Source organism: Bacillus songklensis (assembly GCF_042649685.1).
GTDB classification, from domain to species: domain Bacteria; phylum Bacillota; class Bacilli; order Bacillales; family Bacillaceae_H; genus Bacillus_BA; species Bacillus_BA songklensis.
In genome coordinates, this window is the sequence record NZ_JBHRZT010000072.1 from 768,988 (window position 1) to 784,554 (window position 15,567).

Sequence of the window (15,567 nt, forward strand, 5' to 3'; positions counted from 1 at the left end):
GAAAGCTATTTCGTGTTCGACTCAACTCTCTACTCTCCATTTTTTCCTCAGCCTTCAACGGCTTTATCCATATTTTCTTGAATTTTGACGGTCTTCTTAACGGCAAATAAGATAGAGACCGCCCATGATAGCATAATCAAACCATAGATAAGGGGATGATAAGAATGATTTTCTACCCATGTATTCAAAAGGGTGCGGGAATTTACCAAGATAATAAACCCGCCAACTAATACACCCATTAAATGAGCCGGCACCAATCTAACGAGCCACGCTGCAATGGGTGCAGCTACGATTCCCCCTAGCATAAGCGCTCCTACCCAAAGCCAGTTCACTTGCTCCCATCCCAAGGAAAGGACAAAACCGAGAGTCGCGGAAACGGCAATAGCGAACTCACTCGTATCAACCGTGCCAATTACTTTTCTTGCCGTCATCCCCTTTTTCGTTAAAAGAATGGGTGTTGCAATCGGCCCCCATCCACCGCCTCCTGTCGCATCGGCAAAGCCGGCAATAAACCCGAGCGGAATGGTTTGTTTCAAAGACAGAGGCTTCGATTGTTTTTCTTCATCTGTTTGAAATTGAAACAAAAAACGAAAAATGACGTATATCCCTAATAATAAAAGAAAAGATGAAACATACGGCTTAACAAGATCACCAGGGAGGTTGCTTAAGAAACACGCTCCTAAAAAAGCTCCTATGGAACCTGGAAGAATCAAACGGTACACCATCTTTTTATCTACATTTCCAAACTTTATATGTGAGACACCGGAAGCAGCGGTTGTCACAACCTCAGATAAATGGACAGAAGCGGACGCCACAGCCGGTGCAATTCCAAACGTCAGCAACAAAGTGGAAGAGCTGACTCCATACGCCATTCCAAGTGCCCCATCGATTAACTGAGCGAAAAAACCGATGAATGCTAGAATCATTAACTTTTTCATGTTTATCCCCCTCCTGCATGATAAGCTGATATCCACCGAACCTCTCTTAATAAAAAGGGCTTCTAATCCCTTTTCTGGGAATAGAAGCCTTCAGTTTTTCTGATCAGCTAATCAATTATTCATAAAATGCTGTATGAATTTTCTGTTAACTACATATTAAACACACTTTTCTTAGTTGTCAACTCGGAATTGAAATTCTTTATTTATTTTTCGTCCAGAGCTTTAAATCCATGTTTTTCCAATGCATCCAAAGACCCCTGAGTTTGAAGATATTCATAGAACGCTTGAGCCTCCTCAGGATGTTTGCTATTTTTTATCACTCCTAAAGGATAAATAATGGGGGTATGTTTTTTGTCTTCAGCTGTTGCTACCATTTTAACTTTTGATGAAATCATAGCATCTGTTTTATAAACGATTCCGGCATCGACATTTCTTGTTTCAACATATGTAAGCACTTGGCGAACATCCTTGGCGTACACAATCTTCTCTTCAACGTCTTTCCAGACATTTAAGTGTTCTAACGTTTCTTTCGCATATTTTCCTGCTGGTACAGTTTCAGGAGTGCCAATTGAGAGTTTTCTGGCTTGCGTTATGTCCTCAAACGATTCGATTCTTTTATCTGAATCCTTTGGAACCACCAACACTAATTCATTCCCTACAAGATCCGTTCCCTTCCCTTTCTCTATTAACCCTTCTTGAACTAACTGATCAAATTCATCCTCGGCGGCAGAGAAAAATAAATCGACAGGGGCTCCCTGGGAAATCTGTTGTTGAAGGGCTCCCGATGCCCCATAGTTATAGACTATTTTTATATGGGGGTTCTCCTTTTCGAAACCTATTTTTATTTCATTCAGTGCATCTTGTAAACTTGCTGCTGCAGAAACAATCAATTCCACTTTTTTATCGGAAGCTTCTTGTCCTTCTAACTTTTCATTTGCGGAACATCCCGCTGTGATTCCAACTGACAGCATAAGCATCAAAAATAATAAACATGATTTTTTCATTATTCTCTTCCCTTTTCACTAGTTATAATTAGATATAACCAATTATAACAAAAAAGAGTCGTGTTTCATTATGAATTTACTTTTTAAAGGATATCGGGATAAAATAAAAGACGGAGGGATGAACATGTCAGAAGAGCTTTCCTACACCATTGAAGAAGTGTCAAAACTTTTAAAGGTATCAAAACTAACCATATATGATCTCGTTAAAAAGGGAGAACTGCCTGTTTTCCGTGTTGGAAGACAAATGAGAGTAGATGCAAAAGACTTGGAAAACTATATAAATGGCAATAAGTCTACTCAGAGTTCCACAAACCCGGTTCCCCTCATTGCCCCCCATAGAGCTGAAACAAAAAAAGATCACAACATCGTCATTAGCGGGCAGGACTTAGTTTTAGATATCCTTGGGAAACACATTGAAAAACATTCGGCGTATAAACCATTGCGATCCTATGCAGGAAGTTTAAACAGCCTTATCTCTATGTACAATGGGGAGTGCGACATTGTTAGCCTGCATATGTTTGACGGAGATACAGGAGAGTACAATCTCCCTTATATAAAAAAGATTTTAATAGGTTATCCCTATATTCTACTAAATCTTATCTCAAGGAAGGCAGGACTTTACGTTCAAAAAGGAAACCCCCTAAACATAACATCGTGGGCAGATTTAGGTCAGCAGCATGTAAAAATCATTAATAGAGAGAAAGGGTCAGGAGCACGCATCCTTCTTGATGAGCAGCTTAGAATCCATCATATTTCTCCTAGAAATATTAAAGGATATAAACACGAAGAGACAAATCATTTAAGTGTCGCATCCGCCATTTCGAATGGACTAGCAGATGCGGGAGTAGGAATTGAAAAAGCAGCTAAAATAGTTGAAGTAGACTTTATTCCATTAGTAAAAGAGCGTTATGATCTCGTCATTCTTAAAAAACCTGAAAACGAAGAGCTCATAAAAATCGTAAAGGAGATTTTGACAAACTCTGCGTTTAAGTCAGAAATCAACTCATTGGGTGACTATGATATTTCACAGACAGGGAATATTCTATATGAAACATTTTAGCTGAAAAGGATGATATTCGTCTTCTCCTTTTCCGTGTTTTCACCTCTCGCATATACTGGTTGTGATATTTAATCATCCATAAAATATTTTGCCGTATCCCCTATACGTATATTAATATACCTCATAAGGTATGAAGACGTTTTTTTTATAAAAAATGTTTTTCGCAGTGTATGGATAAAAAAAGAATGCAAAACAATAAAGATAAAAAATAAGAAAGGGGCATAAACGATGAACAAAATCATGGTCATGTTCGTTTTTTTGTTTTTTATCCATCATATCCCTGCTGCTGGCGAGGAACGGAACATAACGAATGCTGATAATGAGCACTTGTATGTATTTTTGCAAATCAGTCCTGAAGAATATGATTTAATGTGGAAAGAAGGCAAAACGTTGGCGGAAATCGCCAAAAGCCAGGGAGTGTCAGAGCGGGAGCTTGTGCGCTATCTATTTGAAAAAGAACTGGAAACCATGCGTGTTTCCTTAAAAAACGGAGAGTTATCACATGTACAATATATTCAAAACATATTAAGACTAAAAGAAACCCTTCTTCATAAGATTCATGGAAATCCGCATAAGGAACCATCAAGCGAGAAAGTATCCAATTAAAAAACTGAATCAAAGAGGGGATTTTCCTCTTTGATTCAGCCTAGCTTCTTATTCTTTGCCCATACTATCGATTTTTGTGTCATCCCATGTTGTCCCGCTCTCCTTTATTTAAGAACTAAAAAACCCCGGCCGAACCTGAAGGATTTTAAACGGAGAACCATGCCTCTTTTCATTTAAAATGGTTGTACAAAGATACCTTGGCTATTCCGCTGGTATCCGCTATTTCTTGCACGGGTATACCATGATGGCCTTTTTGAACGAAAAGCTTCATCGCTGATTCAATAATTGTATTCTTTCGGTTCATTCCGTTCCCGTCCTTTAATGCTTTCATCTGTACCATCTACTCGATCATGCACATGATAAAATGAAAATGAACTTCTTGGTGGACATACTTCTGCTTTTACTCCGTTGCGTTTTAACTCTTCAATAAATTCTCTACTCACTGGCAACCGTATTCACCTCGCCTTATCAATATGTCTATGTATATAGAATGAGTCATTTTTTCTTTGTTCTTAAACATCTTCCTATATAGACAGACGTCGAAACAGTGAAAAAGTTACAATCTTTTTTATTTTTCAGCAGAAATGCACTGCCGGCAGTGCATGATATGAATTCTGATTGTATGCTTAATCTATCAAATCGGGTTTGTGTCGTTTTTCACGCTTTGCTTGTCGTCGGAAAAAGAGTTCATACATCACCGGGATCATACAATGGTTACTGCTGCAATCAATGATGCTAACAATGAAAAGACAATCGTTAGCGCAAATGGGAGGAAGAACTCACCTGCGGCTCCGCCAACAAACCCTGACGGCAGGAATACAACAACCGTTGTAATGGTTGAGGAATCACTTTTAACATTTCCGGAGAATTATCAATTCCCATCACATTTGCCCCTAGCCTTGCTATTTCATAGGTCAAGTCCCCTGTTCCACAACCCAAATCTAGAATGGATTCGTTTGTTTTGGGTTGGAGAAGTGTAACAATCTCTTTTCCAAACTGAGAAACAAAACTAAGTTGATTATCATACAAATCGGCATCCCAAACGTTTATAGAACTCACATGTATACCCTCCTGTCTTTTACATCATTAGCTCTTATCTGTAATTTCTAGAATGATAACGGTATTCCTTTCTAGTAAAACGATACTGCTTTGTTTATATATCAATTAAAAAACCTCTGAGTATAAAAAACAGAGGTTCATTGTAGTTACCATAACATACGTTAGTGGCAATCAAATAATCTACTAAATCATACAAAAAAAGATGAAAACTCCGGATAATATCGAATAATATTAAAGAAGTTCTTCGGGCACTCTTTGAATAGTGTGAAATCAAGGCAATTTGGATGAATGAGGAGGAATGATCATGTTGGAATTTGATACAAATATGGACCAATTCGCCACGATTAAAGTCATCGGTGTTGGCGGCGGGGGAAACAACGCCGTGAACCGTATGATCGAGGACGGAGTTGAGGGTGTAGAATTTATTGCCGTTAATACAGACGCACAAGCTCTTAATCAATCAAAAGCAGAGATCACGATGCAAATCGGTGCATCATTGACAAGAGGTTTAGGAGCAGGTGCAAATCCGGAAATAGGTAAAAGTGCTGTGGAAGAAAGCAAACAGCAGATACAAGAAGTGTTACAAGGTGCAGACATGGTTTTCGTTACAGCCGGAATGGGCGGTGGTACAGGCACAGGGGCAGCGCCCGCCATTGCTGAAATCGCCCGTAAGCTTGGTGCTCTGACAATTGGGGTTGTAACACGTCCGTTCAAATTTGAAGGCTACAAGCGTGCAGCAAACGCGGAAAGTGGAATTAACGCAATGAGGGAAGCAGTGGACACCTTAATTATTATTCCAAACGATCGCTTATTGGAGATTGTAGATAAAAATACACCCATGCTTGAAGCCTTCCGTGAAGCGGATAATGTTCTTCGCCAAGGTGTTCAAGGGATTTCCGATTTAATTGCTGTGCCGGGTTTAATCAACCTTGATTTTGCTGACGTGAAAACGGTCATGTCCCATAAAGGAACTGCCTTAATGGGAATTGGTATTGCCAAAGGTAAAGGCCGTGCTGCTGAAGCTGCGCAGAAAGCCATAAATAGTCCGTTACTGGAAACTTCCATCAATGGAGCTCAAGGTGTAATCATGAACATAACTGGCGGCCGCAATTTAAGTCTTTATGAAGTACAGGAGGCAGCCGATATAGTTGCTTCTGCTTCGCACGAGGAATTAAATATGATTTTTGGTTCGTCCATTAACGAAAACTTAAAAGAAGAAATTATCGTAACTGTCATTGCTACTGGATTCACTGAGCAAGAGGCTCCGTTATTACAAACGTCTTCCCAACCATCAATGGAAGGAATGTCTAGTCCATATCAAAAGGAACAACGTATACAACGTAATCCAACAAACCGTGGAGAACCCGTTCAAGGTTATGGCCGACACTCGGAACAGCGAGAAGAATCGCTGGATATTCCAGCGTTCTTGCGCAAACGAAAAAAACGATTTTGATAAAGGAAAACTTCATCCCCCACTGAATGTTAGTTGACCTTATCGAGTTCTTACGGGCAGTTGTCCCCCACCTAAGCCACTTTGCTTTCCATGAGCTTTGAGGGTGGGGGCTTACAAATCCACAAAGTAAGAATAAAAGAAGCATCTGCTTTTTTCAGGCAGATGCTTTAATAAAAAAGAAATACGTTATGGTTCTGGTGCAAATCTCGAATCTTGTTAAAATATTAACAAAAATGTAAGGGTAATTCCGAATGCTTCAGTTTTCTAACCCGTTAATATTCGACGTAAAGTTTTTCATGCCGAATAAAAATTGCTCGTGGAGTAGGTAATATTCATCTTGGTTTAGATGTCTAATTTTTTTGCACCATAACCTTCAATATATGGAAGTTATCTTATTCTGTTCTAGTAGATCCCATTCTATTTAGTATTCTTTTATTAAATTTCTTTATCATTCAAAAGTTAAAGAAGCATGATAGAAAAATGGTGACTTTTTAAACGAGATGGTTATTTAATTAATGAATATACTGCTTCAAATAATACGTAAAATTTAGATTATACGCACACTTTAATGATCGGGGCCCATTCGTCATAAAATTCAGCGACATATTTATGAAAAAAACGATGGAGTTATTATTGTTCATTTTATATCATGGCTGGACGGAAGCCAACCAGGGAAAGAGAACATAAGGCTAATAAACATGAAATCAACCAACAAAGATTACATGAAGGGTTTTTGCACCAGAACCCTCTTAACCCCTTCATGGGTGAATACCATATTCTTCTATTGCTCTCTGAAAGTTGTATAATAGGAATAACACGACTTAATGTTTGCGGAGGACGACATGACAGCCATTTTTGCTTTTCAAGGAAATCATTTTATTACAATGTGCGGAGATGGCCGGGTATGGGATGTATCTAAAAATACCCTCATTCATGAAAATTATCAAAAAATTCATCTTCTTTCCCTGAAAAACCTGGAGCTGGCGGTCGGCACGGCTGGACACGTAAAAGTGTTTGAACCATGTATCCAGGAAATGAAGGATAGATTATGGGGACAAAATTTGCCTGTATATCAGATATTGAGAATAGTAGATGAAATCACTTTAAAGCATATCCGTCTTACAATAAAGAAAGAACAGGATGGACAAAACTTCGCGCTTACGTTCCTGGAGAGGTTTTTCGACTATCCCTTCTCTTCTCTCTACTTAAACGTTCAGTATTTAATTGGGGGAAAAGCGGAGGGAGAAACGTTCCTTTATCGATATGATTATCGAAATACAGAAAGGACGGTGGAAGAAATTCCAACCGGGGCTGCCTCCTACATTGGAACAAATCGGGAGACCATGAAACCTACTCTTCCGGGATTATCCCAAAAGCTGCATGCTTGTCATAGTCCTGCTTGTTGCGAAGAGATATTGTTACAGTCCATTCAACAGTTAGGAAAAGCAGAAAAAACGATCGGAGGAACCATCAAAACGATGACGATTGTCTAAAAGGCCACCTTTATTACCAAATACCTTTACAATTAAATAATAATGGATGTTTCTGTTCAGTACAAATAAAGTTGTTTACTTTTAACGGTTAGAAGCCGCATCCTTCCGTTGAAAGATGCGGCACATTCAAAAATTAGTTGTTTGCTAAAAAAAAACACTCATGATCGAACCAAAAATACATGACAAAAAAGTTGTTTACTAAATCCCTTTATTCAACTATAGCGCCCGATTGTTGAAGATCAAAGGCTGTGTTGAAGCCGTCTCGCACTTATTGAACTTTAGCCCCCATTTAATAAGCTAATTACTCGCAATAATTGAGTAGACTAGAAATAAATTATATTCTCTGTTTAACATTTTTGATCACTACTTTACTATGGGGAATACTTGGCATGCTAACCATGCTGAAACTTAAATCCTGGTCAGGAACTTCATAATCCATTCGATTCGCTAGATAATCAAGGCTCACCTTCATGACTTCAATGGTGACCCACTCCCCAGCACAGCGATGTCCCAAAAAGTAATCACCACCTCCCTGCGGAATGAAGCTAAAAGGGCTTCCTTCCCATTTTGCAAACCGGTCAGGACTGAACAATTCAGGATTTTTCCAAGTTTTAGGGTCATGATTTGTTCCATAAAGATCCAGCAAGGTTAACGTGCCTTCTTCAAATTTATAGCCTTTCCAGGTGAAATCTTTTTTTACCAGCGCCACGACAAACGGAAAAAATGGATAAAAACGGCGAACTTCCTGTACAAACATCTGAGCATACTTTTCATCGCCAGATTTAAGTTTCTCCCTTTCTTCCGGATAATGGTGCACTGCCAGCGCAATGAAGTTGATGAATATAGCAATCGCCACAATCGGTCTCAAAATATTGATCACTTCTACAGCAGCGGTCTCGGTATCCAGAAGATTCCCTTCCAGATCGCGATACCAGGCAAATCTATGTAATATGGTATTTTCAGGGGGATTCACTTTCCCTTTACGAACCCTTTCAATGAGTTCTTCGATCCATATTTCTTCGTAATTCCGTGCATGTCTTCCTAGCCAATGATTTAGGCCGACTGCAGCAGCCGACTCGAACATCGCCCCCAAATTTTTTGTCAGTCTCTTAACTTCGTTTTCTTGTACCGGTACACCTGCCCACTGGCAGGCTGTCCTGCACATAATTTCCTTCGCTTCTTCATAAAGAATAACCTTATCCATCTGTTCCCATTTATTCACTGCTATCTCCCACTGTTTTTTTGTAATGTCGGTTAGTTTTTCAAGTTCATCGGGAGACATAATCGACATAAACATTTCCTTGCGATGCTTATGGGCCTGTCCATCTAACGCCTGAACCCCATTCTTGCCAAACAATGTTTGCACAACCCGGTTTGGTGCTGCACCTTTCCTTTTGAATTTCTCAGTGTCATAAAAAACTTCCGCAGCTTCCTTTCCTCCCATGCAGATCGCTTTCTTTCCAAGCAAACGGGTCTCGAAAATATCAGAATTAAAACTGTGACGTCTGTTCAAAATGTACTTGTATCCTTCTTCCATAAGACTCAAGCTATTATCTATTCCCTCTTCCCGAGGCATTTGATTTGTATTTGACATATGATTCATCTCCATTTTTCATAGTAATGGTCTTATTCTTTGTAAATTTTCCCCTGTTTAGTCTCAATAAAACTTGGACCCCTAAGCAGATTTCAACCTAAAAAAAATCGATTCCTGTACAGGAATCGACTTTTTTAATTCTTCTTATTGATTTACCCCGCCCTTTAGCATAATAACAATTATTTCAAGTTTCTACGCTTGGCACCATCACTTATTCCAGAATATGGCCCTATTGCGGAACAAAAAAGTTCTCTACGCTTAATTTAATAAAAGTGGCTCCATAAACGGACGTTTATGGGGCGAATAATAACTTTATCAGAAAACAACCTGTGACTTTCTTTTTTATTTGTCGTCATTTATTTGAGATTATATGTCACCTCTTTCACGGTCATTTGACTGTGCCGTTTACAAAGGTATACCTTTACAAACACAAACTACGAAGCTATCAAACCCAGTAAAATCAAGTTTAAAAAGGTGATAAAAATCTTTTATAAACGTTTATATTAATTAGACACCTTTATAAACGAAAATGATATAATAAAGCAACAAAGTAGAAGAGGAGAAATGGAATTGGAAAGTATTTACGGATACATACGTGTAAGTACGAAAGAACAGAATGAACAGCGACAATTACAAAAAATGCTAGAGAAAGGTGTGGAGGCTCGACGCATCTTTGTCGATAAAGCAAGTGGAAAAAATTTTGATCGTCCTCAATACCAATTGCTGCGGAAGATACTTGGAGAAGGTGACCTAGTGTACATAGATGCTCTGGATCGGATGGGCCGTAATTATGACGAAGTCATTGCAGAATGGAAACATATTACACGAGAGCTAAAGGCCGATATCATTGTTCTGGAAAACGAGTCCCTCTTCGACAGCCGTAAGTTCAGGGACATGGGAGATATGGGCCGTCTAATGGAAGATCAGTTTTTATCCTTACTTTCTTACGTTGCAGATCAGGAGCGTAAGAAAATTCGTCAACGCCAAGCAGAAGGAATTGCCGTGGCGAAATCCCAGGGAAAGCATCTAGGGCGGCCGCAGGTAAACTTATCAACTCTCAGTAAGAAGCAGCTTTATATAATAGAAGAAACTTATCCAAAATGGAAAAATGGAGAAGTGACTGGAGTCATATTCATGGAAATGTTAGAGTTGAAGAAAAATACGTTTTACAAAATTATGAGGGAATACGAAGAAAAAGTAGCATCTATCTGATAAAAGATGCTACTTTGCCTTTTGTAACTCTTAAATAAAGTTTGATCGTTTTCTACCTGTGTTGCTCAATAATAGCGCCCTTTTATTGAATATCATTGCTATCATCTTATGAAAGAAAAGCCCTCTTTCGTGTAAGTACATCTTTTCACATTTAATCTAAATCAAACTCAAACTTAAAACCTGCAAGTTTAGCTTATCAAATACGTTTCATGAAGTCCTTTTTCGGTGGGCACATGAAACTGGACATATTTTAAAGAATCCAGTTGCAACAATATATTATGTCTTCTAGTTTGAATGCCCCCTTTTTAACTTTAGTAATGAAAATAAGCCAAAACTATGCAACTCTGTATAAAAAGCCGCATAATATCGGCTCTAAGGGTTTTATACGTTATAGAAGATTAGCTTTTCGTGACATTAACAGAGCTTTTCTAATTAAAAATTATAGGAAAAGTAAATGTAACGAAAGCTGCCCAAAGTCCGTAGACCGGCAAATACTTAGTAATGGCATCTTGGATAGTTGAAGGTCCGGATTTGTTTTGTAGAAAACGCATATAGGAGAGCATAATCCAAATTAGATTTGCCCAGATAAGTATGTTTACTCCTAAAACAGCAAGTCTATTAGGCGTAATCCCATAAGAAGAAAGTCTGAACACGATGGCTGACAAAGCCACACTGTCAATGATAAGCGCAAGAACAATTAAGGCAAAATTTATATAATCTGAAATGTTCTTTTTCTCGACTGAGTCGCTCTCGATAATGGAAAATATGGTAACGGCCAATACACCAAGGAGTATTCCGTTGAAGGCTATCAGGAAATTGCGGTCCAAGAATGGATTTTTTCCGACCCATATAACCGTTATAAGATAGACCAACAATGTAACCAGGACAAGAGGACTAAAAATTTTAGCTATATATGGTGTAATATTCTTAGCAAGTTTAAGATTCATTGATACCAGGTATGCAGCCACAATAGCGAGAGCGGCAGCACCAAATAAAACGACATTACTAAAATAGAAGTCTTCTATATCCAAGCCAACAAAGCTAAATAACTGCATGGTTAATGCTGCTAGCACCATTCCGCTAACTGCCATGCTGGCGTAGAGAATACAATATTCCAAATTAAATTTAATATAGGCTAATCTTGTACTGCCTTTTGAATATTCATTTCCTGTAAATGCAAGCCCTACCAATCCCCATAAGAATATGGGAAGGTGCAAATAAGCAAGGATAATACTGTCTTTATAATTTAATGGCAGCATATTAAGATAAAACCCGGAAATTAGGAACAACGCTGCAAGGGAATAAATAACATTTTTTTTCGGAGTATTATTGTAAACAAAATAGGCAGCAATAAAGGGAATTATACCAAAAGCCAGGTTAATTGGAGCAATTGCTTCCAGTTCGACAAAATGGAAAATGATTCTGGTGCTTATCCCGGCCAGAATGGCTAAAATGCCCATGAATAAGAAACCTTTTTGAAGCAAGGAAGATTTTTCTGTATTTGCCGTCTCCTTGAAATGCAATCTTTCATACCAAACGCCAAGAACCTGAGAATCAGGATTTTGTTCCCATGCGTGTGGGAATGACTCTTTAAAAGCTTTCGGGTCTTTTCTATACATTCTCTCCAGCTCATGAGGGTTAGCAATATTTTCAATAATCAAATTGTTAATGTCCATAGTTATACCTCCCCTAATAATTGTTATATTAAGTTTCCTCCACAATGTTTAACTGTCTTCGTCACTTTTGTATTCTAAAATATCTCCAGGCTGACATTCTAAAGCCTTACAAATTGCTTCTAAAGTAGATAATCGAATCGCTTTTGCCTTTCCATTTTTCAATATAGAAAGGTTTGCCATTGTTATTCCAACTTTCTCCGAAAGTTCTGTTACGCTCATTTTCCTTTTTGCTAACATCACATCAATATTGATTATAATTGCCATCGTTATTCACCTCAGACCGTTAAATCATTTTCTGATTTGATATCAATTGCTTCTTGTAAAAGTTTTTGGAGAACAGCCGCAAAGACTGCGATAACCATCGAAGCAAAAGGAACAACCAATCCGACAAAGATAACTCCTGGTGCGTCGTCTACTTCCGCAAAGATATAGAAGAGCGGCCAAACTAGCACATGCAAAATACTGATTGTGATGGCACAGTATTTAATTTTCTTTAAAGCTTTTACAGATAAATCGGAGAAAGCTTTATTTTTGTCAATATAGCGTAAGAGTTTGAAAGCCTGATACAAAGCAAAGTAAAAAGGTATCGCCGATGCATCAAAAGCCATGAAAACGAGATATTTTATAAAAGCAAACTCTGGAAGCAATTTTGCTGCAAAATTCGCCATCTCAGGCACCAAAAAGGTGCACAGAGCAAGAACTGGGATTCCTAAAAGAATAACAGCTATTTTTAAAAACAACGTTGTTACTTTTTCCATAAAAAGCACCTCACCTATTTATTCTGATTTTGATTTTAATATAGATTTTATCGATTTACAATAAAATTTTATTAATTTAGATGATTTTTTTATTGTATATTTTTACTTTAAGCAAAAATAAAAAGCATTCCTCATTCAAAGAAGTGCTCTATAACTTTAAACCATTAAATTTATAACTTGTACAGCTAACCCGTTACTTTTAAGTACATTTCTTTACAAGCTCATACTGATTAATTAGGATAAATATTCAATTTTGTTCAGAAGCCTTATTCCATTAAATGGCCCGTTTGTTGAATAACGAATAAGACATGATCTATCTCCTTAAACTTTTTGTACACGGATTATTACCGACATACATTGTTCAGAAAGTCACCTATTTATCTCTGAATATTTTTTCCATTTGTTCTTGAATTGAAACATGTTCTATTTGTTCAAAAACCTCAATCACTTATACTGCTTTTTTCACATTATATCCTTTACTAAGACACCCACATAATAACGAATGAAACATATGTAAAATCGAGAACATCTGTCACAGCTTTCTCATTTCTCCCTTTCGAATATTCTGAAGCGGATTTATTTTTAAATATCTTGGGTACAACAAGAGCAATCTAGAATTATGAAAATCAAATAAAAGGAGAGATATAAATGGAAGCCACCGTTATGAGTATTGTTCAACGTGAACTATATATGATTACCATGGTCTTTCTTTTTGGACTAATGGCTATGAAATTAGCCGAACGAATTAAAATTCCTGATGTAGCCCTGTTTATGATTATAGGGATCATACTCGGACCATCCGCCTTCAATCTGATTACAGTGCCTAATGATTCAGTATTCTATCAATTCATTATTGTCTTAGGATCCATTTTAATTTTGTTTGAGGGAGGGACAGCCATTCGCTTTGCTGTACTCAAAAAAGTATGGATAACCATTTCCCTTTTATCCATACTGGGAGTTGTCGTTACAGCCGTGATTGTAGCGGTTACCGCTTTCTATTTATTAGATATGCCTATTATGTATGCCCTTCTGCTCGCTTCCGTTATTGCCTCTACAGATCCGGCAACTTTAATGCCGGTTTTTAAACAGGTCACTATTCAGGAAAAGGTAAGACGAACTGTAGAAAGTGAATCGGCCTTTAATGATGCGACAGGTTCCATCTTAACGTTTACCTTACTCGGCGTCATTCTAGGGCAAACTGAATTATCTGTTTCTTCCACCCTATGGAGTTTCTTTCGTGAAGCTGGAGGTGGAATTTTAGCTGGATTGGTGATTGGTTTTGTAGGAGTTCTTTTGACTTCAGAACACAAATGGGGCCTTTTAAGAAAATACGGTACAGTCGTCAGCCTGGTCGTGGCGATTAGCTCTTATTTGGCCGCTGGGTTTATCCATGCCAGCGGATTTATGGCTACCTTCACAGCTGGTCTTATCTCTGGAAACCCTCAGCTGTTTCGTTTTAAGGTTTCAGAAGAAACCAATTCAACTGTATTTGCATTTTCCGAAACTCTAACCTTAATTATGAGAACGCTTATTTTTATGTTACTGGGCACCCAGGTGGATTTCGGTATACTAAGTCAGTTTTGGATACAAGGAATTCTAATCGTCATTGTCTTCATGTTTGTGGCACGACCTCTCGCCGTTCTTCTATGTACCTTACCTGACCGGAAGGCAAAATGGAAATGGAATGAAATTGTGTTTATGTTCTGGGTTCGTGAAACAGGTGTCATCCCCGCAGCTCTGTCCGGGATGATCGTGGCAGCAGGAGTTGATTATGCGAACGAAATTACTTCTGTCACGTTTATTGCCATCTTAGTGACTATCCTGATTCAAGCCAGTACGACAGGTTATGTAGCCAAAAAATTAGGAATTACTTTAAAACCTGTATCAAATATTTAAAACGGATGTTAGCATTGTCATTTTCACCGTCTCAGAAAAATTTAGGAATTCGTTAATACCAAGGACTAAAATCATCATATTAAACAATTATTATTTATTTTAATTGTCATTGAAACAATGTATATAGTCAAAAAAGGGCAGGCTCACTAGTCGGTGAAGTCTGCCCGAAATCAAAAAATTCAACTATAATCTGTTTGGATTAGCTCATTAATTACTTAACAATCGCTTTATACTTCTGGTGAATGTTCTTCCACCTGAAATCCTCTTTCTATACTCCTTAGTCATTTAGAGGACTCCTCTCTGTAAACTTTGTAGATAGACTCATGCAGAGCGTTGTTTGAGTAATAACCCTTTCGCACAGTACTCAATAATTTCTCTTCTTCTCACAATTCCTATAAAAATTCCATTGTCATCTATAACAGGTACAAAGTTTTGCTCTATTGCTCTCGAGAAAAGATTTTCTATTTCCGCATCAATTTTTACAGGTTCATTGAAACGGTGCAAACGAACTTCATATAAACGCAATTTATGAGTATTACTGAAATCTAAAGAAGGGGTATTTTTTAATTTCCACAGTAAATCTCCCTCTGTTAGCGTGCCTGCATATCTCCCCTTTTCATCTACTAAAGGAACCGCTGAATATCGGTGATATTCCATCTTCTCTAAAGCTTGACGCATCGTTGAATTGATTTTTATATAAACAAGGTCACTTTTGGGGATAAGAAAAAATGCCACATTCATATTATGAACTACCTCTTTCATATATAAGTTTCAGCTCCACAGTTCTTTGTGGGCCTTTGTTGTTCTGTCTGTGTTAG

General features: G+C 37.9%; 15 protein-coding genes and 2 pseudogenes. 6 read left to right on the top strand and 11 right to left on the bottom strand.

All coding sequences use genetic code 11. The annotated features are described in order from the left end of the window. Positions 1 to 47: 47 nt before the first annotated feature. Together ACFOU2_RS22890 and modA are read right to left on the bottom strand one after the other, a co-directional pair. Positions 48 to 938 carry a sulfite exporter TauE/SafE family protein gene (locus ACFOU2_RS22890; protein WP_377918593.1) on the bottom strand — a complete coding sequence of 297 codons (891 nt, stop codon included), beginning with the start codon at positions 936 to 938 and terminating at the stop codon, positions 48 to 50. 203 nt (positions 939 to 1,141) lie between these two features. Then, complete coding sequence (gene modA, locus ACFOU2_RS22895) at positions 1,142 to 1,942, bottom strand: molybdate ABC transporter substrate-binding protein (protein ID WP_377918594.1); 801 nt, start codon at positions 1,940 to 1,942, stop codon at positions 1,142 to 1,144. A 124-nt stretch (positions 1,943 to 2,066) separates the two neighbouring features. Between modA and ACFOU2_RS22900 the strand changes: the two genes are divergently transcribed. Next, on the top strand, positions 2,067 to 3,002 hold the full coding sequence (locus ACFOU2_RS22900) for a substrate-binding domain-containing protein (RefSeq protein ID WP_377918595.1): 936 nt from the start codon (positions 2,067 to 2,069) through the stop codon (positions 3,000 to 3,002). A 228-nt stretch (positions 3,003 to 3,230) separates the two neighbouring features. Further along, complete coding sequence (locus tag ACFOU2_RS22905) at positions 3,231 to 3,608, top strand: hypothetical protein (RefSeq protein WP_377918596.1); 378 nt, start codon at positions 3,231 to 3,233, stop codon at positions 3,606 to 3,608. A 169-nt stretch (positions 3,609 to 3,777) separates the two neighbouring features. Here ACFOU2_RS22905 and ACFOU2_RS22910 read toward each other — a convergent pair whose 3' ends face one another. From ACFOU2_RS22910 to ACFOU2_RS22925, 4 genes and pseudogenes are all read right to left on the bottom strand, one after another. Next, positions 3,778 to 3,948 carry a TetR/AcrR family transcriptional regulator gene (locus tag ACFOU2_RS22910; protein ID WP_377918597.1) on the bottom strand — a complete coding sequence of 57 codons (171 nt, stop codon included), beginning with the start codon at positions 3,946 to 3,948 and terminating at the stop codon, positions 3,778 to 3,780. Next, positions 3,887 to 4,057, bottom strand: coding sequence for a hypothetical protein (locus tag ACFOU2_RS22915; RefSeq protein ID WP_377918711.1), 171 nt, complete (start codon positions 4,055 to 4,057; stop codon positions 3,887 to 3,889). The genes ACFOU2_RS22910 and ACFOU2_RS22915 overlap by 62 nt, the downstream gene beginning before the upstream one ends. Positions 4,058 to 4,314: 257 nt before the next feature. After that, positions 4,315 to 4,452, bottom strand: a pseudogene (locus tag ACFOU2_RS22920) (efflux RND transporter permease subunit); the annotation flags it as partial. Between the two features lie 38 nt (positions 4,453 to 4,490). Continuing rightward, positions 4,491 to 4,667 (bottom strand): annotated as a pseudogene (locus tag ACFOU2_RS22925) (class I SAM-dependent methyltransferase); the annotation flags it as partial. Positions 4,668 to 4,971: 304 nt separating this feature from the next. Between ACFOU2_RS22925 and ftsZ the strand changes: the two are divergent. Both ftsZ and ACFOU2_RS22935 read left to right on the top strand, forming a co-directional pair. Then, entirely contained in the window at positions 4,972 to 6,120 is a 1,149-nt protein-coding gene (gene ftsZ, locus ACFOU2_RS22930) for a cell division protein FtsZ (protein ID WP_377918598.1), read from the top strand. An 842-nt stretch (positions 6,121 to 6,962) separates the two neighbouring features. Beyond that, positions 6,963 to 7,613, top strand: a complete 651-nt coding sequence (locus ACFOU2_RS22935) for a hypothetical protein (RefSeq protein ID WP_377918599.1) — start codon at positions 6,963 to 6,965, stop codon at positions 7,611 to 7,613. 334 nt (positions 7,614 to 7,947) lie between these two features. On the opposite strand, the gene ACFOU2_RS22940 is transcribed toward ACFOU2_RS22935, so the two are convergent. Then, entirely contained in the window at positions 7,948 to 9,207 is a 1,260-nt protein-coding gene (locus ACFOU2_RS22940) for a cytochrome P450 (RefSeq protein WP_377918600.1), read from the bottom strand. Positions 9,208 to 9,777: 570 nt separating this feature from the next. Here ACFOU2_RS22940 and ACFOU2_RS22945 point away from each other — a divergent pair. After that, on the top strand, positions 9,778 to 10,419 hold the full coding sequence (locus ACFOU2_RS22945; protein WP_377918601.1) for a recombinase family protein: 642 nt from the start codon (positions 9,778 to 9,780) through the stop codon (positions 10,417 to 10,419). A 428-nt stretch (positions 10,420 to 10,847) separates the two neighbouring features. On the opposite strand, the gene ACFOU2_RS22950 is transcribed toward ACFOU2_RS22945, so the two are convergent. Genes ACFOU2_RS22950 through ACFOU2_RS22960 form a run of 3 tightly spaced genes read right to left on the bottom strand, consistent with a single transcriptional unit; the run spans position 10,848 to position 12,853 of the window. After that, positions 10,848 to 12,095, bottom strand: a complete 1,248-nt coding sequence (locus ACFOU2_RS22950; RefSeq protein WP_377918602.1) for a DUF4153 domain-containing protein — start codon at positions 12,093 to 12,095, stop codon at positions 10,848 to 10,850. A gap of 48 nt (positions 12,096 to 12,143) precedes the next feature. Further along, complete coding sequence (locus ACFOU2_RS22955; protein WP_017153334.1) at positions 12,144 to 12,359, bottom strand: helix-turn-helix domain-containing protein; 216 nt, start codon at positions 12,357 to 12,359, stop codon at positions 12,144 to 12,146. An 11-nt stretch (positions 12,360 to 12,370) separates the two neighbouring features. Next, entirely contained in the window at positions 12,371 to 12,853 is a 483-nt protein-coding gene (locus ACFOU2_RS22960; protein ID WP_377918603.1) for a DUF2975 domain-containing protein, read from the bottom strand. Between the two features lie 648 nt (positions 12,854 to 13,501). On the opposite strand from ACFOU2_RS22960, the gene ACFOU2_RS22965 reads away from it, so the two are divergent. Further along, on the top strand, positions 13,502 to 14,749 hold the full coding sequence (locus tag ACFOU2_RS22965; protein WP_377918604.1) for a cation:proton antiporter: 1,248 nt from the start codon (positions 13,502 to 13,504) through the stop codon (positions 14,747 to 14,749). Positions 14,750 to 15,070: 321 nt separating this feature from the next. Here the strand turns inward: ACFOU2_RS22965 and ACFOU2_RS22970 are convergent, their stop codons facing one another. After that, the gene (locus ACFOU2_RS22970) at positions 15,071 to 15,490 is read right to left on the bottom strand and encodes a CBS domain-containing protein (protein WP_377918704.1); all 420 of its coding nucleotides are present in this window, start codon (positions 15,488 to 15,490) and stop codon (positions 15,071 to 15,073) included. Between the last annotated feature and the right edge of the window lie 77 nt (positions 15,491 to 15,567).

Excerpts from the sequence above, each read along its gene's own strand:
- ACFOU2_RS22890 (WP_377918593.1), bottom strand. The coding sequence starts at position 938 with ATGAAAAAGTTAATGATTCTAGCATTCATCGGTTTTTTCGCTCAGTTA.
- modA (WP_377918594.1), bottom strand. The coding sequence starts at position 1,942 with ATGAAAAAATCATGTTTATTATTTTTGATGCTTATGCTGTCAGTTGGA.
- ACFOU2_RS22900 (WP_377918595.1), top strand. The coding sequence starts at position 2,067 with ATGTCAGAAGAGCTTTCCTACACCATTGAAGAAGTGTCAAAACTTTTA.
- ACFOU2_RS22905 (WP_377918596.1), top strand. The coding sequence starts at position 3,231 with ATGAACAAAATCATGGTCATGTTCGTTTTTTTGTTTTTTATCCATCAT.
- ACFOU2_RS22910 (WP_377918597.1), bottom strand. The coding sequence starts at position 3,948 with ATGGTACAGATGAAAGCATTAAAGGACGGGAACGGAATGAACCGAAAG.
- ftsZ (WP_377918598.1), top strand. The coding sequence starts at position 4,972 with ATGTTGGAATTTGATACAAATATGGACCAATTCGCCACGATTAAAGTC.
- ACFOU2_RS22935 (WP_377918599.1), top strand. The coding sequence starts at position 6,963 with ATGACAGCCATTTTTGCTTTTCAAGGAAATCATTTTATTACAATGTGC.
- ACFOU2_RS22940 (WP_377918600.1), bottom strand. The coding sequence starts at position 9,207 with ATGTCAAATACAAATCAAATGCCTCGGGAAGAGGGAATAGATAATAGC.
- ACFOU2_RS22950 (WP_377918602.1), bottom strand. The coding sequence starts at position 12,095 with ATGGACATTAACAATTTGATTATTGAAAATATTGCTAACCCTCATGAG.
- ACFOU2_RS22955 (WP_017153334.1), bottom strand. The coding sequence starts at position 12,359 with ATGGCAATTATAATCAATATTGATGTGATGTTAGCAAAAAGGAAAATG.
- ACFOU2_RS22960 (WP_377918603.1), bottom strand. The coding sequence starts at position 12,853 with ATGGAAAAAGTAACAACGTTGTTTTTAAAAATAGCTGTTATTCTTTTA.
- ACFOU2_RS22965 (WP_377918604.1), top strand. The coding sequence starts at position 13,502 with ATGGAAGCCACCGTTATGAGTATTGTTCAACGTGAACTATATATGATT.
- ACFOU2_RS22970 (WP_377918704.1), bottom strand. The coding sequence starts at position 15,490 with ATGAATGTGGCATTTTTTCTTATCCCCAAAAGTGACCTTGTTTATATA.